Source organism: Streptomyces sp. NPDC054863, from assembly GCF_053610825.1.
This window is the reverse complement of the sequence record NZ_JBSGZD010000002.1, coordinates 44,124-70,464: the sequence shown is the minus strand read 5'-3', so window position 1 is coordinate 70,464 and position 26,341 is coordinate 44,124. Positions and strand designations below refer to the sequence as shown.

The 26,341-nt window shown below is 71.1% G+C and carries 26 protein-coding genes; 17 read left to right on the top strand and 9 right to left on the bottom strand.

The genetic code is table 11. The features are described from left to right. The first annotated feature begins 113 nt into the window (after nucleotides 1-113). Nucleotides 114-338 carry a nitrite reductase (NAD(P)H) small subunit gene (locus ACWGIG_RS00885; RefSeq protein ID WP_453319311.1) on the top strand — a complete coding sequence of 75 codons (225 nt, stop codon included), beginning with the start codon at nucleotides 114-116 and terminating at the stop codon, nucleotides 336-338. Nucleotides 339-416: 78 nt separating this feature from the next. Then, nucleotides 417-1,850 (top strand): MFS transporter, encoded by a 1,434-nt coding sequence (locus tag ACWGIG_RS00880; protein WP_453319310.1) that lies wholly within the window; start codon nucleotides 417-419, stop codon nucleotides 1,848-1,850. A 76-nt stretch (nucleotides 1,851-1,926) separates the two neighbouring features. On the opposite strand, the gene ACWGIG_RS00875 is transcribed toward ACWGIG_RS00880, so the two are convergent. Next, nucleotides 1,927-3,132, bottom strand: coding sequence for an MFS transporter (locus ACWGIG_RS00875; protein ID WP_453319309.1), 1,206 nt, complete (start codon nucleotides 3,130-3,132; stop codon nucleotides 1,927-1,929). Nucleotides 3,133-3,186: 54 nt separating this feature from the next. On the opposite strand from ACWGIG_RS00875, the gene ACWGIG_RS00870 reads away from it, so the two are divergent. Then, complete coding sequence (locus tag ACWGIG_RS00870; RefSeq protein ID WP_453319308.1) at nucleotides 3,187-4,029, top strand: helix-turn-helix domain-containing protein; 843 nt, start codon at nucleotides 3,187-3,189, stop codon at nucleotides 4,027-4,029. Nucleotides 4,030-4,053: 24 nt separating this feature from the next. Here the strand turns inward: ACWGIG_RS00870 and ACWGIG_RS00865 are convergent, their stop codons facing one another. After that, a complete protein-coding gene (locus ACWGIG_RS00865; protein ID WP_453319307.1) occupies nucleotides 4,054-4,800 on the bottom strand; it encodes a DUF1838 family protein in 747 nt (248 codons plus the stop codon). A gap of 262 nt (nucleotides 4,801-5,062) precedes the next feature. Here ACWGIG_RS00865 and ACWGIG_RS00860 point away from each other — a divergent pair, with 262 nt between their 5' ends. Both ACWGIG_RS00860 and ACWGIG_RS00855 read left to right on the top strand, forming a co-directional pair. Next, nucleotides 5,063-6,553, top strand: a complete 1,491-nt coding sequence (locus ACWGIG_RS00860) for a condensation domain-containing protein (protein ID WP_453319306.1) — start codon at nucleotides 5,063-5,065, stop codon at nucleotides 6,551-6,553. A gap of 71 nt (nucleotides 6,554-6,624) precedes the next feature. Then, nucleotides 6,625-7,929 (top strand): PucR family transcriptional regulator, encoded by a 1,305-nt coding sequence (locus tag ACWGIG_RS00855; protein ID WP_453319305.1) that lies wholly within the window; start codon nucleotides 6,625-6,627, stop codon nucleotides 7,927-7,929. A 28-nt stretch (nucleotides 7,930-7,957) separates the two neighbouring features. Here ACWGIG_RS00855 and ACWGIG_RS00850 read toward each other — a convergent pair whose 3' ends face one another. Next, nucleotides 7,958-8,611: a TetR/AcrR family transcriptional regulator gene (locus ACWGIG_RS00850; protein ID WP_453319304.1), complete on the bottom strand. Its 654-nt coding sequence runs from the start codon at nucleotides 8,609-8,611 to the stop codon at nucleotides 7,958-7,960. A gap of 141 nt (nucleotides 8,612-8,752) precedes the next feature. On the opposite strand from ACWGIG_RS00850, the gene ACWGIG_RS00845 reads away from it, so the two are divergent. Further along, a complete protein-coding gene (locus ACWGIG_RS00845) occupies nucleotides 8,753-9,325 on the top strand; it encodes a dihydrofolate reductase family protein (RefSeq protein WP_453319303.1) in 573 nt (190 codons plus the stop codon). A gap of 20 nt (nucleotides 9,326-9,345) precedes the next feature. Here the strand turns inward: ACWGIG_RS00845 and ACWGIG_RS00840 are convergent, their stop codons facing one another. Then, entirely contained in the window at nucleotides 9,346-9,759 is a 414-nt protein-coding gene (locus tag ACWGIG_RS00840) for an arsenate reductase ArsC (protein ID WP_453319302.1), read from the bottom strand. A gap of 94 nt (nucleotides 9,760-9,853) precedes the next feature. Here ACWGIG_RS00840 and ACWGIG_RS00835 point away from each other — a divergent pair, with 94 nt between their 5' ends. Beyond that, entirely contained in the window at nucleotides 9,854-10,162 is a 309-nt protein-coding gene (locus tag ACWGIG_RS00835) for an ArsR/SmtB family transcription factor (protein WP_453319301.1), read from the top strand. Continuing rightward, a complete protein-coding gene (gene arsB / locus ACWGIG_RS00830; RefSeq protein WP_453319300.1) occupies nucleotides 10,159-11,271 on the top strand; it encodes an ACR3 family arsenite efflux transporter in 1,113 nt (370 codons plus the stop codon). Before ACWGIG_RS00835 ends, arsB begins: the two co-directional genes overlap by 4 nt. Before the next feature lie 12 nt (nucleotides 11,272-11,283). Here the strand turns inward: arsB and ACWGIG_RS00825 are convergent, their stop codons facing one another. Together ACWGIG_RS00825 and ACWGIG_RS00820 are read right to left on the bottom strand one after the other, a co-directional pair. Continuing rightward, nucleotides 11,284-11,799, bottom strand: coding sequence for an N-acetyltransferase family protein (locus ACWGIG_RS00825; RefSeq protein ID WP_453319299.1), 516 nt, complete (start codon nucleotides 11,797-11,799; stop codon nucleotides 11,284-11,286). A 128-nt stretch (nucleotides 11,800-11,927) separates the two neighbouring features. Beyond that, the gene (locus ACWGIG_RS00820) at nucleotides 11,928-12,287 is read right to left on the bottom strand and encodes an ArsR/SmtB family transcription factor (protein WP_453319298.1); all 360 of its coding nucleotides are present in this window, start codon (nucleotides 12,285-12,287) and stop codon (nucleotides 11,928-11,930) included. A gap of 159 nt (nucleotides 12,288-12,446) precedes the next feature. Here ACWGIG_RS00820 and ACWGIG_RS00815 point away from each other — a divergent pair, with 159 nt between their 5' ends. From ACWGIG_RS00815 to ACWGIG_RS00780, 8 genes are all read left to right on the top strand, one after another. Further along, nucleotides 12,447-13,823 (top strand): NAD(P)-binding domain-containing protein, encoded by a 1,377-nt coding sequence (locus ACWGIG_RS00815; protein ID WP_453319297.1) that lies wholly within the window; start codon nucleotides 12,447-12,449, stop codon nucleotides 13,821-13,823. 111 nt (nucleotides 13,824-13,934) lie between these two features. Next, the gene (locus tag ACWGIG_RS00810; RefSeq protein ID WP_453319296.1) at nucleotides 13,935-14,756 is read left to right on the top strand and encodes an SGNH/GDSL hydrolase family protein; all 822 of its coding nucleotides are present in this window, start codon (nucleotides 13,935-13,937) and stop codon (nucleotides 14,754-14,756) included. A 318-nt stretch (nucleotides 14,757-15,074) separates the two neighbouring features. Continuing rightward, complete coding sequence (locus tag ACWGIG_RS00805) at nucleotides 15,075-16,349, top strand: acyltransferase family protein (RefSeq protein ID WP_453319295.1); 1,275 nt, start codon at nucleotides 15,075-15,077, stop codon at nucleotides 16,347-16,349. A 193-nt stretch (nucleotides 16,350-16,542) separates the two neighbouring features. Further along, complete coding sequence (locus ACWGIG_RS00800; RefSeq protein ID WP_453319294.1) at nucleotides 16,543-17,238, top strand: response regulator; 696 nt, start codon at nucleotides 16,543-16,545, stop codon at nucleotides 17,236-17,238. 122 nt (nucleotides 17,239-17,360) lie between these two features. Next, nucleotides 17,361-18,854 carry a sensor histidine kinase gene (locus ACWGIG_RS00795; protein ID WP_453319293.1) on the top strand — a complete coding sequence of 498 codons (1,494 nt, stop codon included), beginning with the start codon at nucleotides 17,361-17,363 and terminating at the stop codon, nucleotides 18,852-18,854. After that, the gene (locus ACWGIG_RS00790) at nucleotides 18,851-19,456 is read left to right on the top strand and encodes a hypothetical protein (RefSeq protein ID WP_453319292.1); all 606 of its coding nucleotides are present in this window, start codon (nucleotides 18,851-18,853) and stop codon (nucleotides 19,454-19,456) included. The genes ACWGIG_RS00795 and ACWGIG_RS00790 overlap by 4 nt, the downstream gene beginning before the upstream one ends. Before the next feature lie 80 nt (nucleotides 19,457-19,536). Continuing rightward, nucleotides 19,537-21,870 (top strand): hypothetical protein, encoded by a 2,334-nt coding sequence (locus ACWGIG_RS00785; RefSeq protein ID WP_453319291.1) that lies wholly within the window; start codon nucleotides 19,537-19,539, stop codon nucleotides 21,868-21,870. An 81-nt stretch (nucleotides 21,871-21,951) separates the two neighbouring features. Beyond that, nucleotides 21,952-22,233, top strand: coding sequence for a hypothetical protein (locus ACWGIG_RS00780; RefSeq protein WP_453319290.1), 282 nt, complete (start codon nucleotides 21,952-21,954; stop codon nucleotides 22,231-22,233). A gap of 42 nt (nucleotides 22,234-22,275) precedes the next feature. On the opposite strand, the gene ACWGIG_RS00775 is transcribed toward ACWGIG_RS00780, so the two are convergent. Next, entirely contained in the window at nucleotides 22,276-22,662 is a 387-nt protein-coding gene (locus ACWGIG_RS00775) for a hypothetical protein (RefSeq protein WP_453319289.1), read from the bottom strand. A gap of 302 nt (nucleotides 22,663-22,964) precedes the next feature. Here ACWGIG_RS00775 and ACWGIG_RS00770 point away from each other — a divergent pair, with 302 nt between their 5' ends. After that, nucleotides 22,965-23,495 carry a hypothetical protein gene (locus ACWGIG_RS00770; protein WP_453319288.1) on the top strand — a complete coding sequence of 177 codons (531 nt, stop codon included), beginning with the start codon at nucleotides 22,965-22,967 and terminating at the stop codon, nucleotides 23,493-23,495. A gap of 208 nt (nucleotides 23,496-23,703) precedes the next feature. Here the strand turns inward: ACWGIG_RS00770 and ACWGIG_RS00765 are convergent, their stop codons facing one another. Both ACWGIG_RS00765 and ACWGIG_RS00760 read right to left on the bottom strand, forming a co-directional pair. Beyond that, on the bottom strand, nucleotides 23,704-25,914 hold the full coding sequence (locus tag ACWGIG_RS00765) for a caspase, EACC1-associated type (RefSeq protein ID WP_453319287.1): 2,211 nt from the start codon (nucleotides 25,912-25,914) through the stop codon (nucleotides 23,704-23,706). Nucleotides 25,915-25,924: 10 nt separating this feature from the next. Next, the gene (locus ACWGIG_RS00760; protein ID WP_453319286.1) at nucleotides 25,925-26,278 is read right to left on the bottom strand and encodes an effector-associated constant component EACC1; all 354 of its coding nucleotides are present in this window, start codon (nucleotides 26,276-26,278) and stop codon (nucleotides 25,925-25,927) included. Nucleotides 26,279-26,341: the final 63 nt, after the last annotated feature.

The window sequence follows — 26,341 nt, the reverse complement described above, 5'->3', positions numbered from 1 at the left end:
GCACGCCCCCTGCCGCACACCCCCTGCCACACACCCCCCTGCCGCACACCCGGGCGGGGATCGGCCACGGGATGCAGAGCCGGTTCGGTCGATTCACCGGTGAGGCAATCGATGTGGAGTCAGGAAGGCGCCGAGTAGCGTTCCTTTCCGGCGCGGAGGGCGGGGCCACCCTCTTCCGGGACGCGTCGGGCGAGGTGCGCGCGGTCGGCAACCGCGACTCCCTCTCCGGCGGCGACGTCCTCGCCGACGGAAGCACGGGCACGGTCGACGGCTGCCCCGTCGTCGCTTCCCCGATGCACGAACAGGTCTTCGGCCTGCTTACCCGGCGAGTGCCTTGACGGCCCCGAAGTCTCCCTACCCGTACACGAGTTGACCTTCGCGGGCCCTCGTACCCGCCGGACGCACAGGAAGCGGTCATGAGTTCCCTCGCACAGGCACCCCGGGCCGGTGACGACGCGGCAGTGGCCGCCGACCCGGCGCAGTACAGACCCGGCCGCACCATCACCGACTGGCGGCCCGAGGACCCCGCCTTCTGGCGCTCCACCGGCCGCAAGGTGGCCCGTCGCAACCTGTGGATCGCGGTCCCCGCGCTCCTCGTCGCGTTCGTGGTCTGGCAGGTCTGGTCGATCACCGCGACCAACCTCACCGACGTCGGATTCGGGCTCAGCCAGAGCCAGTTGTTCTGGCTCACGGCCATCCCCGGCATCACCGGCGGCACCGCCCGCATCCTGTACACCTTCCTCGGTCCGATGGTCGGCCAGCGCACCTTCACCGCCCTGTCGACGGTGCTCCTGGTGGTCCCGCTGGTCTGGCTCGGCATCGCCATCCAGGACCCGGCCACCCCGTACACGGTCCTGATCACCATCGCCGCGCTCTGCGGCATCGGCGGCGCGAACTTCTCCTCCTCGCTCGCCAACATCGGCTTCTTCTTCCCCAAGAGCGAGAAGGGCAACGCCACCGGCATCAACGGCGGCCTCGGCAACCTCGGCGTCTCCGCCGTCCAACTGCTCACCCCCCTCGTGATCACCTGGTCGACGATCGCCATCGGCACCGCCCAGTACAAGGCGGACGGCACCCCCGTCCACCTCCAGAACGCCGCGTTCCTGTGGGTGCCCGTCCTGGTGGCCCTGGCCGCCGTCGCCTGGTTCGGGCAGAACAACCTCAAGGTCGCCTCCACCCCCTTCTCCCGCCAGAAGGTCATCTTCAAGCGCAAGCACAACTGGGTGATGACCTGGCTGTACGTCGGCACCTTCGGCTCCTTCATCGGCTTCGCCGCCGCCCTGCCGCTGCTCATCAAGACCACCTTCACCCCCATCGATGCGGCGTACTCGGCAGCCACGTACGCCTGGACGGGCCCGGCCATCGGTGCGCTCGCACGCTGGGCGGGCGGCTGGATCGCGGACAAGCTCGGCGGCGCCCGCGTCACCGTCCTGTCCTTCGTCGGCATGGGAATCTCCCTTGTCGGAGTCATCAACTTCCTGCCGTCCGGCGGCGACCACGGTTCCTTCTGGGGCTTCCTCGTCTGCTTCCTCTTCGCCTTCCTGTTCTCCGGCATCGGCAACGGCTCGACCTTCTGCCAGATCCCGATCATCTTCCGCACCACCCACCTCAAGGGCCTCACCGAGGGCACCCCCGCCTACGACCAGGCGCTGAAGCAGGCCGAGATGGAGTCCGGCGCGGTCACCGGCTTCACGGCGGGCGTCGCCGCGTACGGCTTCTTCTTCATCCCGGCCCTCTTCGGATCGGTCGCGGTGACCAGCGCGATGTGGGGCTTCGTCGGCTTCTACACGAGCTGTGTCCTCGTGACCTGGTGGTTCTACGCCCGCAAGGGCGCGGAAGCGCCCAGCTAGACCAGGCCGGGCCGGACCCACCGGTACGAGGCGGGCTCCGGGTGCCGGTCACCCGGGGCCGTCGCCCGGACAGGCCCTACCCCCTCGGCTCGTACAGCTTGCGCATCAGCAGCCAGCCCACCCCGGGCAGCGCGATCAGCGGCGCCAGCGCGGCCTGGAGCGACACCGCGTCGGCCACCGTCCCGATCAGCGGGCTCGCGAGGCCGCCCACGCTCACCGTCAGCCCCAGAGTGACCCCGCTCGCGGTGCCGACCCGGCGCGGCAGGTAGTCCTGGCCGAGCGTGACGTGCAGCGAGAACGGCACGTACAGCCCCGCCGAGGTCAGCGCCACGAAGACGAACAGCAGCGGGCCCGGGACCAGGACCGTGCCGGCGACCGCGGGCACGGTCAGCGCGTACGACCACAGCACGACCTTCACCCGCCCGTACCGGGTGGCCAGCCTGCCCCCGACGACGGTGCCGAACGCGCCGCCCAGGTAGAGGGTGAACAGGGCCGCCGTACCGACGAGTTCACCGCCACTTCCGCCACTGCCGACGCGCTCGCGGGCGTACAGCGCGATGAAGCTGCTCAGCCCGACGAAGACCACCGACCGGCAGATCACGGCCGCGGACATCCGCAGGAACGCGGGCCAGTCGTCCTCGCCGACGGTCGCCGCCGACCTGCGTGTGCCGTCACCGGCAGGGGTGCGGAGCGCACGCACCGCCACCACGCACAGCGCGGCACCCGCCAGCGCCGGAACCACCAGCAGCGGCGAGGCGCGCAGCCCGCCCGTCGCGACGACGGCGGACACCAGCAGCGGGGCGGTCGCGAAACCGAGGTTGCCGCCGAGCGAGAACCAGCCCATCGCGGTGTGACTGCCCCGGCTCGCGAGGCGGGCGATCCGCGCGGACTCCGGATGGTACGCGGCCACCCCCACGCCGGAGAGCGCGATCACGGCGAGCGTCAAAGGGTACGAACCGCCGATGCCGCCGGCCCCGCTGAGCGCCACTCCCACGCCACCGACCAGGGTGCTCACCGGCAGCAGCCACGGCAACGCCCACTTGTCGGTCAGCGCCCCGAACAACGGCTGCGCGACGGACGACAGCAGCGACGCGGCGAGCACGATGCCGGAGGCCGCGGCGTACGTATAGGCGTGTTCGGCGATGAAGAAGGGTACGAGCGCGGCCACCGCGCCCTGGTAGACGTCGACGCAGGCGTGGCTGAGGGCGAGGAGGGTGAGAGGGGCACGGGAATGCTTGTGGAGTACGGGAGTTGACGGACTGTCAGTAGTTTTCGTGGACACTTCTCGATCCTCTGCCACGCCCCCGCTGTCGCGCTTCCGATAAAATGCCAGGCAATGCCGAAAACCCGCCGACCACCGGACCCCGTCCTGCCCGCCGACCACATGCCCGTCGCCCCCACCCACACCCGCCCCCTCGCCTCGGGCGAGCGCGTCGATCCGCACCGGCACGACGACCACCAGATCGTCTACGCGGGCTCCGGTTTCCTGGCCGTCACCACCGACGCCGGTACGTGGTTCGCCCCCGGCACCCGGGCCCTGTGGGTACCGGCCGGTACGGTCCACTCCCACCGCGCCCACGGCCACCTCGACATGCACACCCTCGGCCTGCCGGCGGACGAGAACCCCCTCGGGCTGACCGCGCCCACCGTCCTGACCGTCAGCCCCCTGCTGCGCGAACTGATCCTGGAGTACACGCGCACGCCCCGGCACGGCCGGGAGCTCGCCCCCGACGTCCTCCGGCTGCGCGCCGTACTCCTCGACCAGCTCCGTGCCTCGCCCCAGCGCCCCGTGCACCTCCCCGCCCCCGCCGACCCCCGCCTGCGCGCCGTCTGCGACCTCCTGCACGCGGATCCGGCGGACCCCGGCACCCTCGCCGAGCTCGGCGCCCGCACCCACACCGGCGAGCGCACCCTCAGCAGGCTCTTCCGTGGTGAACTCGGCATGACGTTCCCCCAGTGGCGCACCCAGCTCCGCCTCTTCCACGCCCTGCGGATGCTGGCCGAGGACACCCCGGTCACCGCCGTCGCACACCGCTGCGGCTGGGCGTCGGCGAGCGCCTTCATCGACGTCTTCCGGCGTGCGTACGGCTACACGCCCGGCACGCACCACCGGCGCGACGCCCCCGGCAGAGCGGATCCGGGCCGAGCGGATCCGGGCAGGGCGACCCCGGCGGAGTGAGCGCGCGCAAGCGACCGCGGGCGGCTACTTCGGCGGGTGGAGCTTGCGCCAGTACGTCCAGCTCGTCTCGTTCGGCGCGCTCCACTTCTCCGGGGCGCGGGCGAACTCCGGGTGGCGGCCGGCGATGTAGGCGCGGGTGCGCTCGGGGACCTCGGCGTACGAGCCGAGCTTGCGGCCCCGGCAGTGATAGGTGAGACCGCCGGGCCGCCGGCCGCGGGCCATCCACGGGAGCCACGGGGACATCCGGCTCCACGACATGGTCGCCGGGACGCTGGGCGCGGGTCCTGCCAGGTCGGCGCGGTCGGCGAAGAACTGGAAGAGTTCCAGGGCCCTGTACGTGTCGCCCGCCGAGTGGACGGGGTACTCGGCCACCGGCAGCGGTGAGGGGTAGGAGAGCGGAATCTCCAGGCTGAAGCAGATCTGGTCGCCGAGATCGGTCGTCGGGATCGGGAAGGGGCGCCACTTCTGGTTCGCCGGGTCGTTCCAGACGTGCACCACCGGCAGGTCCTGCCAGGTCTCCAGGATCTCCCGGGTGACGGGGTCCAGGTAGAACGCGGCCTCGCGGGTGAGCAGTTGGTAGGCGTCAGGGCCGTTCTCGGCGTCCTCGACGAGGCGGGAGACGTTGAGTCCCTCGAAGCCGAAGAGGCGCTGGTAGGGCTCGTCGGGGGTCCAGGAGTACACGTCCCCGGACCACCAGTACGTGACCTCCTCGCCGTCGAGCGAGGCCCGGGTGCGGGCGAAGGAACGAAGAAGCTCTGCGGGTGTCGTCATACCGACCACTCTGCGCGACTCCCGCCCCGCCGGGCCGCGAAACACCGTGCCCCGCCCCGTAAGCGGCCGGAAAGAACCGCTTCCGGGCCGGACCGGAAGCCCCCGAGGCCATGGCCGACGAGCCCGAGGCCGACCGAACAGAACCGTGCCGAGGTGATCCGGGCGTATCCGGGGGCGACCGGCCTCGTTGTTGATGTCGGGTGCCCGCTGGATCTTTCGCGCCCCGGCCCCCCGATCACCCGCCTGTGAATGGACAGTTCCTATGCGCATTACCGACCTTCACGGCTGCGAGGTCCGTCCCGGACGACTGGTGGAGTGGACGCTGGATCCGGCGATGGTCGAGGCCGCGACCAGGCTGCCCGACGATTCCCGGCCACCTGCGTACGTACAGGAATCCCACATCCGGACGGCACGGTCGCTGCGGGAGGACGGTCTGTCCGTGCCCGCCTGGCTCGGGGTGGCCTTCGACATTCCGGGCCCCGTCGATCTCGACGTCCTGGAGAGCGCGCTGCGGACCTGGACGCTCCGGCACGAGACGCTGCGCAGCGGATTCCGCTGGGGCGGCGACGAGTTGCACCGGTTCACGGCCGCACCCGCCACCGTGGCACTGCGGCGGGAAGTCGTGGGCGACTACTTCGAGGCCGAGGAACTGCGACTGCACCTGCAGAAGCGTTTCGACGTGGCGGCGGACACGCTGGGCTGGCCGAGCTTCCTGTACACCGCGGTGGTCAGGGAGGACTCCACCAGCGTGTACATGGCCTTCGACCACAGCAACGTCGACGCGTACTCGCTCCAGCGCATCCCCTCGGACATCGACGAACTCTGTGCGGCGGGGATCGCGGGGACCGAGGAGGAGGCCCCGAGCAGCAGCTACGTCGACTTCTGCGCGATCGAGCGGGCCGACGCCGACGAGGTCGATCACACGCATCCGATCGTGGAACGCTGGCGGGAGTTCATCACCCGGTGCGACGGCACGCTGCCGGCCTTCCCCGTGGACCTCGGCCTCACCCCCGGCGGAAAGCTGCCCGCGCAGAAGTTCCTGTACGAGATGCTGGTGGACGACGCGCACGCGGCCGGCTTCGCGGCACACTGCCGACCGTCCGGCGGGAGCCAGGTGGGCCTCCTGGCGGCCACCGGTCTCATCGCCCACTCCCTGGGCGGCCAACCCGTCTACCGCACGGTCGTCCCGCTCCACACCCGCGCGAAGTCACGGTGGACGAACTCGGTGGGGTGGTACGTCGGCTGCGCACCGATCGAGTTTCCCGTGGCAGAGGCCCGCGGCTTCGACGACGCGCTCCGGATGGCACGATCCACGCTGCGGGCCAACAAGTCGCTGGCGCGCCTGCCGACCGCCCGCGTGCTGAAGCTGCTCGGTGCGGATTTCCGCCCGACGTCGCCCGACCTCTTCTCGCTCGTGTCGTTCGTCGACGCGCGGGACCTGCCGGGAGCCCGGCAGTGGGAGGAACTCAAGGCGTACCTCCTGCTCCGGGTCTCCTACGGCGATCAGGTGTGCGTGTGGTTCACCCGCCTGCACGAGGGGCTGCAGGTGGCCATCCGCTACCCGGACACGCCTGTCGCCCACGAGAACATGCGGCGCTACGTGGACCGACTGCGGGAGCTCATCGGCTCGGTGACCCGCGGCGACGGCGGGCTGCCCGGCCCCGTGAGCAGCACGGGAGGAGGCGTCCAGCTGCCGGCCTCAAGGCGGAGCAGCGAGAGTTACGGGCTCCCCCTGCGCGGGGGCGGTGCATGACGAACAACGGCCGCTCTCCGGGAAACGGGCATTGCCCGCTGCTGCGGCACGAGCTGCCGTAGGCTCTGGCCGTGCCCGAGGAAACCCCGAACGCCGCCATCGCCGACCTTGCCAGGGCGTTGAACACCAGACTGGACGGCATCGTCGCCGGAATGGCCGAACTGGTCGTCAGGGAGATCGAGTTCTACCGGAACACGGTGGTGAGCCCCGAGGAACTGCAGGAGGCCCTGCGCCGCAGCGTCGGCTTCATCCTCACCCATCTCGCCGACCCCGGGCCGGCGGCGGTGGACGTGTCCGCACCCCACGCCACCGGCCGCAAGCGGGCCCTCCAGGGGGCGCCGCTGCCGGAGGTCCTCCGGGTCTACCGGTTGAGCTTCGCCTACTTCTGGGAGCAACTCCTCGCCGAGGCCGAGGAGTTCGGGGAGGGCATGACGCGCGCACTGCTCGTGTCGGCGACCCGGGTCTGGTCCCTCTCGGACATCTACTCCTCGGCGCTCACCGACTCCTACCGGGAAGCCGTCGCCGAACGGATGGTCGAGACCGACCGCAGGCGCTCGGCCCTCGTCGCCGCGCTGCTCGACGGGCAGGCCACCGGCAGCGACACCGGCTGGGAGCTCGCTCGTACACTCGGTTTCCCCTACCAGGGCCGTTTCGTCGTGCTGATGGCCGAAGCCGCCGTGCCCGCCGAACCGCCCCTGGCCGGCCTGGAGGCCAGGCTGCGGGCGCTCCACGTCGCATCGGCCTGGCGGGCGCAGTCGGGACACGAGATCGCCGTCCTCTCCCTCGCCCGCAAGCAGCCCCCGGCCACGGTCGTCGCCGCTGTCCGCGACTGCGCGACCGGACGCGTCGGAGTGAGCCCCGTCTATCACCAACTCGACCACACGGAGAGCGCCTTGAGGTACGCCCAGGTCGCACTGGAGTCGTTGACCCCGGGGACGGCCGAGGTGCGGCAACTGGACGACACTCCGTTGACCGAGCTCGTGATGAGCAACCTGGACACCACCCGCCGCGCCGTCAACCGCGTGCTCGGCGGGCTGCTGTCCCTGCCCGAGGACGAACGCACCACGCTGCTGGCCACGGCCAGGGCCTGGCTCAAGGCCCATGGCTCCGCGGCCGAGGCGGCTCAGGTCCTCTACTGCCACGAGAACACGGTGCGGTACCGCATCCGCCGGCTGGAGGAGTACCTGCGCGGCCCGCTGGACGATCCGACGGTCATCGCGGAGCTCGCCCTGGCGCTCAACGCCGTCGGTACGTTCCCCGCGCTCCTGGAGCAATGCCGTCCCGCCAAGCGGCCCGCCCACCCTCGGTCGGTGGTTCAGCAGACCCAGGCACCGGGATCGCGGCGCCCGCCCGCCGTCCGTGTCGAGGGCGTCTGAGCGCGGGTGGTGGCCGCGCGAGCCGGTGTCAGATGCCGCGTTCGATCATGTCGATGAGGAGCTGGCCGGCGTCGTGGGCCTGGGTGGGGTGAAGTCCGCGCAGGGGGCCGTCGATGACGAGGACGGCGAGGCCGTGGACGGCGGACCAGGCGAGGAACTCGGCTCCTGGGCGGCGGACTTCGGGCAGGAGGCCCGTATCGACGAGGCCGTCGAGTGCGGTGCCGAGAAGCTCGAAGGGTGACTGCCCGCTGTCGCCCGTGGCATCGGTGTCCGTGGCATGGGTCATGTCGCCCGGCACGTGGAACGCGATGCGGAACAGACCCGGTTCCTCCTGGGCGAAGCGCAGGTAGCCGGTGCCGACCGCGCGGAACCGGGCCCGGGCCGCTTCCTTCTCCTCCAGGCCGTCCGGCACGGCGGCCTGTTCGGCCTCCATGGTGCGGGCGACCCGGGCCATGGCTTCCTGCGAGACGGCGTGCAGGAGAGCGCTGCGGTCGGCGAAGTGGCGGTAGGCGGCGTTGGGCACGACGCCCGCGTGGCGGGTGGCGGCGCGCAGGGCCACCGCCTCCGGACCGCCCTGGCGGGCGAGTTCGACGCCCGCCTTGATCAGGGCGTTGCGCAGGTCGCCGTGACGGTAGGTACTGCGCTTGGGCCTGTCGGCGTCCGAGGCCGTCACCCACTCCACTTCCCTTCAAATGTAGACAGCGTCCACTTGTTGCGTTTAGGCTGCTGCAAGATCGACCGGGGGCGCGGCCCGCCGCACTCCCGGGATGTGGACATCGTACACAAGGGCCCTCGTGTGCCCGCCGTCAAGGGGAGTCATCGCATGCGCACTCTGATCAGTACCGCCTTCATCTCGCTCGACGGCGTCATGGAGGGTCCGGGCGGCGAGCCCGGTTACCGGAACTCCGGATGGACCTTCAAGGACATGGAGTTCCTGCCCGAGGCGTTCGAGATCAAGGGCCGGGAGCAGCAGGAAGCCACCGCGGTGCTGCTGGGCCGGGCCAGCTACGAGGCGTTCAGTCCGGTGTGGCCGGACATGGAGGACTTCGCCCACTACAAGCCGATGCCGAAGTACGTCGTCTCCACCACCCTCGGCGAGAGCGACCTCGTGTCGAACTGGGGTGAGACGACGATCCTGCGCTCGCTCGACGAGGTTGCCGCGCTGAAGGAGACCGAGGGCGGCCCGATCATCGTGCACGGCAGCGCCTCCCTCAACCAGGCGCTCTCCGACGCCGGCCTGATCGACCGCTACCACCTGCTCGTCTTCCCGCTCCTGCTCGGCGCGGGCAAGCGCCTCTTCAGCGCCACCGACAAGGACACCCAGAAGCTGAAGCTCGTCGAGCACGAGGCGTACGCCAACGGCCTGCAGAAGAACGTCTTCGACGTGGTCCGCTGACCGGGCCGTTCGGAGTGCTCTTATGCGCTCTTTTCCGGGGCGATTTCCGCGATCAGGTTCTCGACGAGCCGCTTGATGTCGTCGCGGATCGGGCGGACGGCCTCGACGCCCTGCCCGGCCGGGTCTTCGAGCTGCCAGTCGAGGTAGCGCTTGCCGGGGAAGACGGGGCAGGTGTCGCCGCAGCCCATCGTGATGCAGACGTCCGACTCCTTCACCGCGTCGACGGTGAGGATCTTCGGGGTCTCGGCGGAGATGTCGATGCCTGCCTCGGCCATGGCCGCGACGGCGGCCGGGTTGACCGCCTTGCCCGGGTTGGAGCCGGCGGAGCGGACCTCGACGCGGTCGCCGGCCAGGTGGGTCAGCCAGGCGGCGGCCATCTGGGAGCGGCCGGCGTTGTGGACGCAGACGAACAGGACGGACGGCTTGTCGGCCATGGTGATCGTTCCTTCTCCTCGCACGGCGAACCCGGCCGCCAGTGACTTCAGCCCCCACTGGTATCAGCGGGGAGTGATGTGAGAATATCAGCGCATGCTGACTTCAGTCGATCCTGATGTGATCCGGGTGCTGGGCGATCCGCTCCGCCTGCGGATCGTGACCCTGCTGGCGCGCGAGACGCTCTGCACCACGCACCTGGTCGAGGAGACCGGCGCCAAGCAGACCAACCTCTCCAACCACATGAAGGTCCTGCGCGAGGCCGGGGTGGTGGAGACCGAGCCGTGTGGCCGGTTCACCTACTACAAGCTCAGGCCCGAGGTCCTGGACGGGCTCTCCGAGCGGTTCGCCGCGCTGGCCGCCTCCGCCCGCAGGGCCGGCGAGAACAAGAGGGCCTGCCCGTGAGCCGCACCGAACCCACCACGTCCGCGGCCACGGAGCCGCAGGGTGCGGGGGAGGCTTCGGTCGTCGCGAAGCTCTCCACCCTCGACCGCTTCCTCGCCGTGTGGATCCTGCTGGCCATGGCGCTCGGCCTGGGGCTCGGCAGGCTGATCCCGGGGCTGAACGACGCGCTCGCGAAGGTCGAGATCGGCGGGATCTCGCTGCCGATCGCCGTCGGCCTGCTGATCATGATGTATCCGGTGCTGGCGAAGGTGCGTTACGACAAGCTGGACGCGGTCACCGGTGACCGCAAGCTCATGGTCTCGTCGCTGGTCGTCAACTGGATCGTCGGCCCGGCCGTCATGTTCGCCCTCGCGTGGATCTTCCTGCCCGACCTGCCGGAGTACCGCACCGGCCTGATCATCGTCGGGCTCGCCCGCTGCATCGCCATGGTCATCATCTGGAACGACCTGGCCTGCGGCGACCGCGAGGCCGCCGCCGTCCTGGTCGCCCTCAACTCCGTCTTCCAGGTCATCGCCTTCGGCCTCCTCGGCTGGCTCTACCTGGACCTGCTGCCCGGCTGGCTCGGCCTGGGCGAGGGCGAGAGCCTCGACATCTCGATGTGGAAGATCGCCCTCAACGTCGTCATCTTCCTCGGTGTCCCGCTGCTCGCCGGGTTCCTCACCCGCCGCCTGGGCGAGAAGAAGCTGGGCCGCGAGAGGTACGAGGCGAAGTTCCTGCCGAAGATCGGTCCGTGGGCGCTCTACGGGCTCCTCTTCACGATCGTCGTCCTCTTCGCCCTGCAGGGGAAGACGATCACCTCGCAGCCCCTCGACGTCGTGCGCATCGCGGTGCCGCTGCTGGTGTACTTCGCGGTGATGTTCTTCGGGACCTTCCTCCTGGGCAAGGGCCTCGGCATGGCCTACGACCGCACCGCCACCCTGGCGTTCACCGCGGCGGGCAACAACTTCGAACTCGCCATCGCCGTCGCGATCGCCACCTTCGGCGTCACCTCCGGACAGGCCCTGTCCGGCGTCGTCGGCCCGCTCATCGAGGTCCCGGTGCTGATCGGGCTGGTGTACGTGTCGCTGGCCTGGCGGAAGAAGTTCGCCGCGGTCCGCGCGAGGGCATGACCTGCACGGCCTTCAGGGCAGGGTGGGGCTGCGGCGTTCGACCAGTACCACGTCCCGCCAGACTCCGTGGTGGCGGCCGATGCGTTCGCGGGTGCCGATGACCCGGAAGCCCGCCCGCCGGTGGACGGCGAGGCTGGCGGTGTTCTCCGGGAAGATGCCCGCCTGGACCGTCCAGATCCCGGCCGCCTCCGTCGAGCCGATCAGCGCCTCCAGCAGTACGGCGGCCACGCCGCGACCGCGTGCGCGCGGGTGGACGTACACCGAGTGCTCGACCACCCCCGCGTACGCGCTCCGCTCGGAGACCCGGCTCACCGCGGCCCAGCCCAGGACCGTCCCGGCGTCGTCGAGGGCGGCGAAGCGGTGTGCGGGCAGCTTGGCGGCGTCGAAGGCGTCCCAGGCGGGGGCGGCGGTCTCGAAGGTGGCGTGGCCCTCGTCGATGCCCGCCTGGTAGATCGCCAGAACGTCCTGGGCGTGCGCGGCTTCCAGCGGTACGACGGTCACCGGTGCGGGGTCGGCGGGAGCGGGCACTGCGGGGCTCCTTCGCGAGGGGCGGTCGGCGCGCGGCAGGGGTCAGGGCGCGGCGGGATGCTAAGGCGCGGCGGGATGCGAGGCGCGTCAGAGGTCAGGGTGCGGCGGGGTGCAAGGCGCGGCGGAGGTCAGCGCGCGGCAGAGGTCAGCAGTTGGCCCATGCCGGCCAGCACGCTGGGCTCGACGCGGTAGTAGACCCACGTCCCGCGCCGCTCGGAGGAGAGGAGGCCGGCGTCCTTGAGCTTCTTCAGGTGGTGCGAGACCGTCGGCTGCGACACCCCCACGTCGGAGATGTCGCACACGCACGCCTCGCCGCCCTCGTGGGAGGCGACCGCGGAGAACAGGCGCAGTCGCACCGGGTCACCCAGCGCCTTGAACATCGCCGCCGTGCGGACCGCTTCCTCGGCGGTCAGCGGGCGCTCGGTCAGCGGCGGGCAGCAGGGCTCGACCGTCTGCTCCAGCAGCGGCAGGGCCTTCGCGTTCGACATGACTCTATGTTGACACACGTCGAATCAAGGCCCCGGTGAGATGCTCGCAGCGGCCTCTCTGATTCGACAGATGTCTATGTTGACCGACGTCGAATCAAATGCGATGCTGGCCGCGCAATACATCGACGGATATCTAATCAGCAGACTTGGGGAGTCCTCATGAACGCGTCCGCCACCGCCCTGCCCACCGTGGTGATCGGAGCCGGCCCCGTCGGACTGGCCGCCGCCGCGCACCTCGCCGCCCGGGGCCTCGCCCCCCTCGTCCTGGAGGCAGGGGCGCAGGCGGGGGCAGCCGTGCGGGAGTGGGGGCACGTGCGGCTGTTCTCCACCTGGGCCGAACTCGTCGACCCGGCGGCGGAGAAGCTGCTGGCCCCCACGGGCTGGGTGAGGCCGGACGGCGGTACGTACCCGACCGGCGGCGACTGGGCCGAGCGGTACCTCCAGCCGCTCGCCGACGCCCTCGGCGACACGGTCCGTTACGGGGCGACGGTGACCGGCGTCTCGCGCCTGGGCCGCGACCGCATCGTCGACGCCGACCGCGAGGACCAGCCCTTCACCGTCCACGTCACCCACGCCGACGGCCGCGAGGAGCGCCTGCTCGCCGCCGCGGTCGTCGACGCGTCCGGCACCTGGTCCACCCCGGCCCCGCTCGGGGCCGACGGCCTGCCCGCCCTCGGCGAACGCGTCGCCGCAGGCCGTGTCTCGTACCGTATCCCCGACCTCGACAACCCGGCCGTACGCGCCCGTTACGCGGGCAGGCGCACGGCGGTCATCGGCTCCGGCGCCTCCGCCTTCACCGCCCTCGCCTCCCTGGCAGGCCTCGCCAAGGCGGCCGAGGGCACCCACGGGGTGTGGGTGCTGCGACGCGGCATCAACGGATCCACCTTCGGCGGCGGCAGCGCCGACCAGCTGCCCGCCCGAGGCGCCCTCGGCCTGACCGCGAAGGCGGCGGTCGACGACGGGTACGCGGACGCGGTCACCGGGTTCCGTACCACCGCCCTGGAACGCGACGACGACGGCCGGGTGGTGCTCGTCGCCGAGGACGGCCGCCGTCTGGACGCGGTGGACGAGGTCATCGTGCTCACCGGGTTGCGGCCCGACCTGTCGTTCCTGGCCGAGTTGCGGCTCGGCCTGGACGAGCGGCTCCAGGCCCCGACCGCGCTGGCACCTCTGATCGACCCCAACCAGCACTCCTGCGGCACCGTCTACCCGCACGGCGCCCGCGAGCTCGCCCACCCCGAACCGGGCGTGTACCTGGCGGGCATGAAGTCCTACGGGCGCGCCCCCACCTTCCTCGCGATGACCGGCTATGAGCAGGTCCGCTCGATCGCCGCCGCCCTCGCGGGGGACCAGGAGGCCGCCGAACGCGTCGAGTTGACGCTCCCGGAGACCGGGGTGTGCGGCGGCGCCGGGCTCTTCGACGCCCCGCAGACGCAGGCCCCGCAGGCCCCGCAGACCCCGCAGACCCCGCAGACCCCGCAGGCTTCCGCGGCGGGCGAGCAGGGTGGCTGCTGCAGCCCGCCCGCCCTCGCGTAGGACGGCCTTCGTGACGGCCGTTCCCGCGGCGTATGACGGGACTTCCCGCGGCTTGTGACGAAGCGATGACAAGCCGTCCGACCGGCAGTTTCCTCCGTTCTGCTGGAACTCATGAACAACAACGAGAGCACGTCCCCCGCCCGCCGTCGACGCACCGTTCGGCTCACCGCCCAGATCGCACTGATCGCCGCTGCCGGCGTTCTGGTGCTCACCGCCTGCGGCGGCACCGACCACGCCAAGAGCGCCGATGCCGTCGATACCGGCGGTGCCGGGCGCACCCCGGAGAAGAACGACAAGCTCTCCAGGCTGCTGTGGATGGGCGACTCCATCGGTGAGGCCCAGGCCCCCGCCATCGGCGCGGCGATGAAGGCCGACGGCGTGGAGTTCAAATCGATGGCAGCCGCAGGCGGGGGCGGAGTCATCGGTGAGATCGCCGCCCCCACCTGGGAGAGCCTCCCCAAGGAGCTGAGCTCCTTCAAGCCGGACGTGGTCGTCTACCAGATCACCACGTACGACTGGGGCACCCCGGCCGAGCAGAAGGCCGGCTACGAGAAGCTGGCGAAGACGGTGAACGACACGGGCGCCGAACTCCTCCTCGTCTCCGCGCCCCCCTTCAAGATCGACGATTTCTACCGGGCCAACGAGGCCGCGATCAGGACCGCCCCGAAGTCGGCCGAGGCCGTCGCGGTCAAGAACCCGGAGAAGGTCCACTTCCTCGACGCTTCGGCCCTGTGGGGCACGGACAGTGCCGGGGCCAAGGCGCAGCGCAGCAAGGACGGCATCCACTCCTGCCAGCAGGGCTCGGCCGCTTTCGCCCAGTGGCTCGGCAAGGAGCTGGGCAAGCAGTACTCCTTCACGCCTGCCCCGGCCGCCGAGTGGGCCACCGGACCCTGGACAGGCGACAAGGTCTTCGGACCGCTGGGCTGTAAGTAGCGCTGATTCGCGCTGATTCGCGCCGACTTGAGCTCGTCGCCGCGGGCCGGTGCCCACCGGCGTCGGCCCGTGCTGGTCCGCGCTGACCGGCATCGGCCCGTGCTGCTCCGCGCTGACCGGCGTTGGCCCGTGTTGTTCCATGCTGGCCGGCGCTGCTCCGCGCTGACCCGTGCCGGTCCACGCGCCGACCGGCCGCCCCACCCCCCCCGGTACGCCGAACGCGGGGCGGCCGGACCCGTCGGTCCGCCCGGCCGCCCTGCCTGCCCGGCCGCCCTCTCCGCCCCGCCCGGGCCGTCCCCCTTTTCGGAAGGAATCCTCATGCCTGCGCAGGCCTCCCCGGCCGTTCCGCCCTCCGCCCCGCTGTCCGCCCGGCGGCACGCCCGAGCCGCAGGGGCGGTGGCGGTGTCCGCCGTTGCCAAGCGGCACGTCGCACCGCTGGACGGTCTGCGCGGCCTGGCCGTACTCGGGGTGCTGTTCTTCCACGCGGGCCACTTCTCGGGAGGGTTCCTCGGCGTCGACCTGTTCTTCGTGCTGTCCGGGTTCCTGATCACCGGACTCCTGCTCAAGGAGACGGCGGCCCGCGACGGCCGCATCGACCTCCTGGCCTTCTGGGGGCGACGCGCCCGCCGTCTGCTGCCCGCGCTCGCCTTCACCCTCGCCGCAACCCTGGCACTGGTGTGGGCCTTCGGGCCGCCGGCCCTGCTGGGGCCCGCCCGCGACGACACCCCCTGGGTGCTCGCCAACCTGGCCAACTGGCACTTCATCGCCGACCGGATCGGATACTGGGACGCTGCCGGCACCCGCGTCTTCAGCCACCTGTGGAGCATCGCCGTCGAGGAGCAGTTCTACCTCCTGTGGCCACCGGTGCTGTGCCTGGTGGCCCGCGGGCGGCACGCGGGCCGCAACGTCGCCATGGCGGCCGCCGCCGGTGCCGCCGCCTCGCTGCTGCTCATGATCACCCTCGCCGGTCCGGTGGACACCACGCGCGTCTACGAAGGCACCGACACCCGTGCCTTCTCGCTGCTCCTGGGCGCGCTGATGGCCACGCCGCCCGCCACCCGGCTGACGGCCCGGCTGAGCACGAAGGCAGCCGGGTGGGCCGGTCCGGTCCTGGCCTGCGGAATCGGGGCGTACTGGTTCCTGGCCGACGGGCAGAATTCGCCCTCCCTCTTCCAGGGCGGCCTGTTCGGCCACGCGCTGGCCGCCGCGCTGCTCATCGGCTGCCTCGCCCACGCTCCGGCCGCCCCTCTCGGGCGCGTACTGGGGAGCCGCCCGCTGCGCTGGACGGGGCTGATCTCGTACAGCCTCTATCTGTGGCACTGGCCGGTGTACCTGCTGCTGAGCGAGGAACGCCTGGGCCTGACGGGCTGGAGCCGCACCGTCGTCGTCGTGGCCGTGTCCGTGGCCGCCGCCGTGCTCTCCACATTCCTGGTGGAGGACCCGGTCCGCTTCCGTGCCCGCTGGGCCCGGGGCCGGACCGGGGCGGCGGCCCTCGTGGCGGTGCTCGCCGCGCTGGTGGCGCTCTGGGCCGTCGTCCCGCAGCCCCTGGCGGGTTCGGGTTCCGTGGACCTCACCCGGCTCACCGACGGCTGAACCGGCCTCCGCGACGGTCTTCGCGCCACCGGTACGGCAGGACCTTCGCGCCCGGTACGCCACGGCGTCATCGTTTCATCACGGAACGGAAGAAAACGCGTCATATGCTGCGACCACCCTGGTGGCCCAAGTCCCCAAGCGCTGGCCCGACCCACCCCGATCGTTCCTGTCCCGCCGGAAGGCCGCACCACCCATGGCACGAGTCCTGCTCATCGAAGACGACCCCGCCGTCCAGAAGGGCGTCACCCTCGCCCTCAAACGGCGCGGCCACGACACCGAGGTCGCGGGCAGCGGTGAGACCGGACTCCTCGCCCTGGACCGGTACCGGCCCGACCTCGTCCTGCTCGACCTGATGCTGCCGCAGATGAGCGGCCTCGAAGTGTGCCGCCGCATCCGTGAGAACAGCCAGGTCCCGATCATCATCCTCTCCGCCCGCGGCGACGAACTCGACATGGTCGTCGGCCTGGAGGCGGGCGCGGACGACTACCTCGTGAAACCCGCCGGCGGGGAAATCCTCGAAGCGCGCATGAAGGCGGTGCTGCGCCGCGTCGCCCCCGCCCAGGACATGCTCGTGCCCCCGCCGGGCGTGCAGGAGTTCGCGGACCTCACCGTGGACCGCACCGCCCTGCTCGTCGCCAAGAACGGCACCGAACTCGCCCTCGCGCCATCGGAGTTGAAGCTTCTGCTGTTCCTCAGTGCCGCCCCCGCCCAGGTCTACAGCCGCCAGCAGCTCCTGGAGCAGGTCTGGGAGCACTCCTTCTACGGGGACGTACGCCTCGTGGACGCGTGCGTGATGCGGCTGCGCGCCAAGATCGAGGACGACCCGCGCAACCCCGTGTACGTCCAGACGGTGCGCGGCTTCGGCTACCGCTTCGGGCCCCTGACGTGACGTCCCGGCCCCCTCGTACGGCCACGGACTCCGAGTCCCGAGCCACGGACCCTGGGTCCCGAGCCACCGACTCCGCGTCCCGTGCCACCGACTCCGCGTCCCGCCGGGCTGCTCGTACAGTCATGAACTCCGTGTCCCGCCGGGCCCGTCGGCTCCGTGTCCCGCGCGGCCTGCGGGCCCGCCTGGTGGCCGCCTTCCTGCTGGCCGCCGCCTTCGGCGCACTCCTCACCGCGGGCCTCACCTTCCTGGAGGCCCGCTCGGCGATCCTGCAGCGCACCCGGACCACCGCGGTGGCCGACCTGCGCAGCCAGCTCGACTCCCTCACCCCCGACCTCGTCTTCCCGCCCGGGGCCGAGAACCTGCGCAGCCTCACCCTCCAGCTCGACCGGGCCGGCGGCTCCCGCACCTGGCACTCCTCCGCCGCGTACCGGGAGGGAACACTCGTCTCCGCGTCCTCGGGCCCGCCGGTCCCCGCGGGACTGCGCACCGCGGTCGAGAGCAGCGGGAGGGCGACGTACCAGCGCATCGAGCGCGAGGGCCGGCCCTGGCTGGCCCTCGGCATGCCCGTCGCCTACGCCCAGGAGCCCGCCCGCCGCAACGGCCCGCAGCAGCGCACCGGCCGGCTCTCCGGCCTGACCGTCTACGTCTCCTTCCCCCTCGACGACGACCGGGCCGACATCGCCGCACTGGTCACCGCAGCGCAGGCCGGAGCGGTCCCCGCCCTCGCCCTCGCCCTCGTCCCCGCCCTGTACGCCGCCGCACGCATCCTGCGCCCCGTACGCCGTCTGCGGGGCGGGGCCGAACGCATCGCCACGGGCGAGCTCGACACCCGGCTCGACGTCAAGGGGCACGACGAACTCGCCTCCCTCACCCGCTCCTTCAACACCATGGCCGAGACCCTGGAGAGGGACGACGCCGAATTGCGCCGCATGGAGGCCGGTGCCCGCCGGTTCGCCTCCGACGTCGCCCACGAACTGCGCACCCCCCTGGCCGCGATGGCCGCCGTCACCGAAGTCCTGGACGAGGACGCCGACTCGGGCGTCCTGCCCGAGGACACCGCCGACGCCGTACGCCTGATCAGCGCGGAAACCCGCACCCTCGCCCGCATGGTCGACGACCTCATGGAGGTCTCCCGCTTCGACGCCAAGGCGGCACCGCTCCATCCGGAGAACGCGGACCTGCGCACCCTCGTGGCCAAGACCCTCCAGCTCCGGGGCTGGGCCGACGACCCCCGCGTGCGCACCGACCTCGAAGGCGTACTGGCCGTACGGGCCGACCCGCGCCGCATCGACGTGATCCTCGGCAACCTCATCGGCAACGCACTCCGGCACGGCAGCCCCCCGGTCACCCTTGCCGCCCGCAGCCACGAAGGGAGTGTCACCGTCACCGTCACCGATCACGGCCCCGGCATCCCCGACGACGTACTCCCGCACGTCTTCGAACGCTTCTACAAGGCCGACACCGCCCGCACCCGCTCCGAAGGCAGCGGCCTCGGCCTCGCCATCGCCCACGAGAACGCCCTGCTCCACCACGCCACCCTCACCGCCGCCAACTCCCCGCAGGGCGGCGCGGTCTTCACCCTCACGCTGCCCCCTGCCCCGCTGGAACAGCCATGACACGCCCCCGCCCCCGACCGACCTCACCCTCCACCGGCCGGGCGCGCCAGGCCCGCAGCGGACGGACGGCCGCGGCAACCGCCGTCCTCCTCCTGCTGCTCGCCGCCACAGCTGTGAGCTGCGGCATCACCCCGACAGAACCGGCCGACGCCGGCCCTCCGGCCTCGGGCGTTCCGCGGCCCGGCACCGAAGCGCGTTCCGTACGCCTCTACTTCGCAGGCCCGTACGGCATCCGCGCCGTGTCACGGCCCGTCGACCGGCCGCTCAGCCCGCAGCACGCCCTCGACCTCCTTCTCGAAGGCCCCACCCCCGCCGAACGCCAACGAGGCCTCATCAACCAGGTCCCGCCCATGGGCGGACAGCTCACCGCGACGCCCACCACCGACGCGGTGGACGTCTTCGTCCCCGCAACAGTCAGCGCCGGCGATCTCGACGTCACCGCCGTCAGCCAAATCGCATGCACCGCGGCCCATGCCCAGGTCCCCGGCACCAAGGGGCCCGACCGGATCGACATCCGCATCCACGAGAACCTCGTCCGCTCACCCACCCCCTGGACCGTCCGCTGCGGCCCCCACAACAACGCGGTCCCTGTGGGAAGTTGACTCTTCGTGATTGCTCACGATCAACCTCCCCGACTGCTACGCTCCGGTCCCTGAGCGCGCACCGGGGGAGGTGCAGAGCCTTGGCACCCACGAACTCCATACGGGTCTACGGCCACATCAGCGGGCAGTTCGTGGTCGGCGACCACAACGTCGTGGTCAACGCGAGTGGTGACTCGCGGGTCGACGTACGCACCGAGCCGTCGCCGCGGGTGCGGCTCCGCCGGCCGCCGGTGGGCCGGTCGGCGCTCCCACGCCCCTCGGGTCTGCTCGGGCGGGAGACCGAACTCGCAGATCTCGTACGGTGGTTGGGCGACAGGCGCCCCGTGCATGTGTATGGGGCGCCGGGCATCGGCAAGACTGCCCTGCTCGCCGAGTACGCCGCCCGGAGCGCCGGGGCGGGCCGGGACGTGGTGTACTTCTCGGCCGCCGGTCTGCCGGTGCAGGACGTCGTCCAGGAGCTCTTCGACGCGTGCTACGTCACGGATGACGCCGACGGCTACAAACCCGAGCCGGACCGGCTGCGCAGGCTCATGGGCTCGGTGGGCGCCCTGCTGGTCGTGGACGACTTCGACGGCTCCGCGGCCGACCTGACGGTCCTCGTGGACGCCGCCCCCTCCTGCGACGTACTGCTGGCCTCGGCCGGGACCGTGTCCGGCGGGGCATGGCAGGGGCTGCGGCTGGCCGGGCTCACCGAGGAGGACGGGCTGGCCCTGCTGGGCCGGGAGCTCGGGCGCCCGCCGGGTGCGGACGAGGCGGCGGCGCGCAGGCTCGTGGCGACGGTGCGCGGGCACCCCCTGGCACTCGTCCAGGCGGCGGCGGCTCTGCGCCTGGGCGGGAGCGCCACCGGATTCGCCGCCGAGGAGTCGGCGCTCGCCTTCGGGATCGCCGGCGAACTCAGTGCCGGGGCCGGGCGGCTCCTCGGTCTGCTCTGCGGATTCGCGCCGCTGGCGGTCTCCTTCGAGGTGCTGGGTGCCTGTTCCGGTACGGGCCCCGCCCCGGCCGGGGCCGATCTCGTGGAGCTGGCGGCGGCGGGCCTGTTGACGCAGGACGGTTTCGGGTACCGGGCGAGCGGGCCGCTCGGCTCCCGGGTGGCCGAACGCGCGGGTACGCTGCGTCGGCCCGCGGAACTCGTCGCCCCGCTGACCGCCTGGGTCGGCGCCGCAGGCCGCCCCCACCAGGTCGTGACGGAAACCGCCGTCGTGCTCCTCGTCCTCGCCGCGGCGGAACGGGCGGGGGACGATGCCGGGGTGTGCCGGTTGGCACGGACCGTGGCCCCGGTACTGGCCGGCTCCCTGCACTGGGGCGCCTGGCAGCGCGTGCTGGAGTTCGGGGCCCGTGCGGCCCGCCGACTGGGGGCGGGCGAGGACGCGGCGTACTTCTCCCGCGAGGACGACACCCGGCGGCGCGCACTGGGGCTCGTCTCCGGTCTGGCGCTCGGCGGAGGCATGAGCACCGTGCTCGTCACGGGCGGCGCGGCGGGCAATGCGGGCGGCGGCACGGCGGCCACGACCACGGCCCAGTCCGGGTCCGGGACCGGATCCGGGTCCGGGACGAGCGGCACCCTGCTGGGCTCGGTGGCGGCACACCCCGCGGTGATCGCCGCGCTGGCCGCGGCGATCGTCGTCGGGGGCACGCTCACGGGCCTTTCCGTCACCGCCAACGAGCCGCCACGGGACCCGCCGAGCGGGTCCGTGAGCACCACCGGAACACCGACAACAGGATCAACCCCACCCCCCACTCCGACGGACATCGGCTCCAGTCCCCCTCCCACGCCCACCCCAGCGACAGAGCACCCGACCCGGAGTCCGACCTGGAGTCCGACCCGCAACCCGACCCCGCCTCCGAAGCCGTCGCTCCCCGCCGCTCCCTCGGGCGCGAAGGCCGAGGCGATCGACCGGTACACGATCCTTCTGACCTGGCTGGACAATGCCGGCGACGAGACCGCGTACGAGGTCGGCAACGGCAACACGACCCGCACGCTCCCGCCGAACACGACCACGTACCGCTGGGGCAATCTCAAGCCGGGGCAGTACATATGCCTGCGGGTGCGGGCCGTGAACCGCGCGGGAGCCTCCTCGTACGCGCCCGCGCAGGCGCCGTACTACGTCTGCGCCACCACACCGGGACGGCGAACCCCGACCATCCCCGCAACTCCCTCGGGCGTAGTCGTCGAGGCACTGAACTCCACCACCGCCCGCGTCACTTGGACCGACAATTCCGGTGACGAGACCGCGTTCTGGGTGAACAACGGCGACACCACGCGGTCGGCGCCGCCGAACAAGACGTCGTACGACTGGGACGGCCTCGTCTCCGGGAAGTACATGTGCTTCCGGGTGAGCGCCGTCAACGGGGCGGGAGCCTCCCCGTACGCGCCCACGCGATCGCCGTACTACGTGTGCACCACCACGCCCTAGCCGCGCGAAGGGCCCCGTCAGGAGCACAGCATGGCCCCCCGACGGCAGCCCGCTGTCAGTGGCGGGTGGCAGGCTGGAGGGATGAACGACGACGATGCTGAGAGGCTGCTGCGCGGCCGGGTGTACGGCCACGACCATGCCGATCCCCACCAGGGACGGCGGCCGGGGCGGAACTATGCCGAACTGATCGGCGGCCCGCTCGACGGACTGCTGCTCGACACCACCGGCTGGACTCCGGAGGAGCGGCGTGCAGGTGCGGTTCTGCGGACCGAACTGGGGCATTTCGGCCCGGGTGGACGAGCGCTGTACGACCCGCGCCCCGACGACCCGGACCGTTTCGACTGGTCGGGCGACGCACCATGACCTGCGTCCCGCACGGCTCCCGCAGGGCCGCGTGATGGTCCGTCAGGTGTGGACCCACCGCCTGACAGCCTCGATCGTGTCCCCCGGCGTCGTGTTGAAGCACAGTCGGATCCCCGGTACCGCCTCGGTGAGGAGGTTGACCAGCCGCTCGAAGAGCAGGGTGTGCTCCGGCAGCATCCGCACGCCGCCGCCGATCACCGCCAAGCCGAAGGCGTGCTCCTGGAGTTGTTTGCGGACGGTCGCCTCGGCGCTGTCCGGCGAGACGTCGATCAGGCACAGGACGGAGTGGAACCCGGCCTCCCGGACCGCGGTGTCCCCGGCCTCGATCATGGCTGCGAGTGACGCCTCGTCGAGTCCGTCGGGCATCTTGCTGTAGTCGAGCGCGCTCGGATGCAGTCCGATGAAAAGGATCTTCGTGCCTTGCGGCAAGGGAGCGGAAACCGTCGGCCGGCCCATGGCGAGTGCCCTCTCTGCTTGCGTCGGGACAACTCCTCCGGTCTACCACGGAAACCCGGCGGAGGGGGCCTGGGAGCGAACTCCCTTGTGTGTAAAGGGAGTTAGGGCTCAGCGTAGGGGGCCTGAGCCCGGCGGGGACGGCCGGGCAGTAGGCTCACCGGGTCCACACGCAAGACCTCTGCAGGAGAGAATCAGTGCCCTCGCACCAGCCCCCGTCCCACCCCGCGCCCCGAGCCGTCCGCACGCCCGGACGCAGGCGCAGCGTCGTATGCGCCGTGGCCCTTCCGGCCGCACTGCTCGCGCTGCACCTCGGACTCGGCCCTGCCGCCCAGGCGCACGAACCCGCCGCCGGAGCGCCCGCAGCGAGCCGCCTGACGGCACCCGACCGCGCGACGGTGACGGAAGGCCAGGTCAAGGAGGTCGCGCCCGGAGGAGTGCTCACCTATCCGAGCGTCACCAGCTGTCTCACTGTCACCGTGCGGCTCAGGGACGGCGGTCTGGTCGGTGCGCATGCCAGCCTGTTCCAGGTGCCCGGCGAACTGCGTTCCGACGCGATCCTGGCCGCGCTCGGCGAACTCGTCGGGAACCGCCCAGTGACCGCCGGCCAGGTCAAGGGGGCCGTGGGCTCCTGGCACCCGAGCTACTTCACGAAGGCGATCGAGAGTTACGGCGAGGGCGAGCAGGTGCCGGTCCCGACCGGCCAGGACGTCGAGGGGCTCGGCCAGGCGGTGTCCCGGCAACTCGGGCTGTCCCGCAGCCTGGTCACCGTCGAGGACGTACCCGACGGGGATCAGGTCGTGAGCTGAGCGCGGCACCGTCGCGCCGATCCCCCCTCCGCCGAGTCCCCCTCCGTCGGCCCCCGCCCCGCCTCGTACGCCGGTCGGCCCCCGCCCTGCCTCGTACGCCAGTCGGCAGCCGGGTGGCAGCCGGTGACCGACAGCCGGATCAGCTCCGGAGGAGGAGCCTCTCCCTGAGGAGCCTCACGGCTCCATCGCCGTGGGCCGAGCCCAACGGTCATTCTTCGTGGACCAATTTGTGGAGCTGTTTTCCGGATGCGGCATCCCAGACCCGGGCTGTTCCGTCCTCGCCGGCGCTTGCGAGAATCTTGCCGTCCGGGCTGAACGCCACTGCGTTGACTTCGTCGGTGTGACCGGAAAAGTTACGGATCTGCTTACCCGAGCGAGGGTCCCACAGTCGCACCGTCCCATCCGCGCTGCCGCTGGCCAGCCTGCCATCCGTACTGAAAGCCACGCTGTTCACCCACCCTGTGTGACCGGTCAGCAAAGGGAGAGGCGGTTTTTTTCCTATTTCCCATAGCCGCAGGTGATGAGAGACCGAGGCAATAGCGAGAGTATTTCCGTCCGGACTGAAGGTGAAGTCGATCGGGAAGTTGGTGCGGAGGCCGTTGGTCCAAGTCCCTGTCGTCGGATCAGACACCCGGACGGCGTCGTCATCGCTTGCTGTGCTCGCAAACCTTGTTCCGGTTGCGTTGAAAGCTACCCTGGTCACCGCATCCACGTGACTCTTCATTGCCCTGATCAGCTTCCCTGTGCCCGGATTCCTCAACTCCACCGCGCCTTTGCGGCTGCCGATGGCAAGCGTGTTGGGCTTGGCGCTGAACGCCAGGCTTGAGACGTCACGGCCTTTCATGGGGAGCGTTCTGGTGAGTTTGCCGTTCGCGGGATTGATGATCTCCACTGCGTCTGAAATGCCGCGGGCGAGGATTTTTCCGTCGTGACTGAAAGCCAGGCAGCCGCTGCCGGGTGTGACTGGGTCGATTTTCTTGGCCTTGATTTTGATACCGGAAAGATCCCATAGGCGTACGTGGCCAATAGTGGAGGTGGCCATGGTCTTCCCGTCGGGGCTGAAGGCGACGTATTTTACATTCTCGAACTCCTCCTTGGATTCACTTACGCCCTCAGGGTCATTCCCGAAAGGGTCCAACGCCCTGGTGGAGAAGTGGCTGCTGCCGGTCAGGACCAGGTACGTCAGCAGCAACCCGACAGCCCGTCGGACGGTCCGGCGCGATCGGGACATCCGTGACGGCGCGGCAAACTGCTGGAGGCGATGCTCGATTGCGAAGAGAAGCCGAAGAGGAGCGGGCCGTGGCGTAGTACGGAGGCTGTCCTCGCGCGTGGTGGCAGGGACAGGGGGCCGGGAGCCGGTTCGGCCCTCCATCGATCCAGCGGGTGAACCGTCTGCCCGACCGGCAGAGGTGGGTTCCCCGGGCCCGTCAAGACCGTCGCGGCTCTCCTGGTCCTGGTCCTGGTCCTGGGCATGCGTGAGGAGAAGGGTGCGCGCGGCTTCGGCCACCACCGCGATGTCCGTATCGGCCACCTGCGCAAGTGCTTCGCGGGCGGTGACTGTCCGGGTGGGATCGCCACCGGCCAGCCAGCCCCCGAGGGCGGCCACGGCGCCGAGTCGGATGGCCGGGAGCGGATTGTCCAAGCCGCTGCGTACTGATGCGGGAAGGGGAGCCGGGACAACCGACGGGAGGGTGAAGGCCACATTGTGCGCGAAGGCCAGCCGGCCCACTTGATTACGCCCCAGGGACTGTGGCTCGGGCCGTCCCCGGCTCCTGAGCAGCGCGCGCAGGCGGTCGAAGACCGTGTCCAGATCCAGGAGCTCGGGTGCTCCTGCGACGCCGGTGCGCAGCACTTCCGTCAGCGCCGCGGTAAATGCCGTGAGCGGATCCCCGGGAGGAGCCTGTGCCACAGCGGTCTCCGCGGCGGCGGCCAGTACGTACGTACCGTCGACCTCCGCCAGATCGACCACCTTGCCGGACTGGGGACCGAAGGCCCGTGCGCTGTAGCAGCAGTCAAGGATCACGATCCTGCGGGTCGCGGGACTACGCTCGACCGCCTGCCTGATCCACTCGTACGGGACGGCTGTGTCATGGACGGACGCCGGATCGCTGTCCACCACCGCCAGGTGCAACTGCCCCCTGGAGTCGAGCAGTCCATGGCCGGCGTAGTAGACCAGCAGGGTGTCCGTTGCTTGGGACGCGGCTTCCCGCACCAGTCGTGACGCGGCCCCCGGGGAAGCGGGTTCCCACAGCGACTTGCAGTTCTCCGTCGGCAACCCCCATGCATCTGTGACGAGTTGCTCGGCAACGGCTCCCAGATTGCCTTCGACAGCCGGGAGGTCCTCAAGCATCTCGAAGGTGCTCGCCCCGAGCAACGCGGCACGGGAATCCGCCGGGCGGGGGAGTCTGTCCGCCGTCATTGCGGTGATCTCAGGGCTCGGGGTTGAGCAGCCGGTGCATCAGGTGTTGCTCCACATCAGGGGCCGCGCCGGAAATGCTCACCTTGGTGCCGTCGGGGCGTTCAACCGTCACGGTGGGGTGCTGCGGTCGCGTGGCACGCCAGTTGGCGATGCTGACGCCGAGAGAGGCCGTGCTGAAGCCACTGCTGAGTACGAGCGACAGGATGTCGACGGCCGACGACTGCCGGCCGGGCTCCGGCGGCTCCGCCGACGCCAGCTCGGCCAGGGCGCCCCGGCGTACGGTCCTGTCGGTCATCAACCAGTCGTGGAGAGACCGCAGTTCACCCTCGACCGCACCTTCACCCACACTGATCACCAAGCGCATGCGTCCCCCCGAATGTCCTGGCAAGTCCCCCAGCAGGTAGTAACAGAGTAGATGCCCGACACT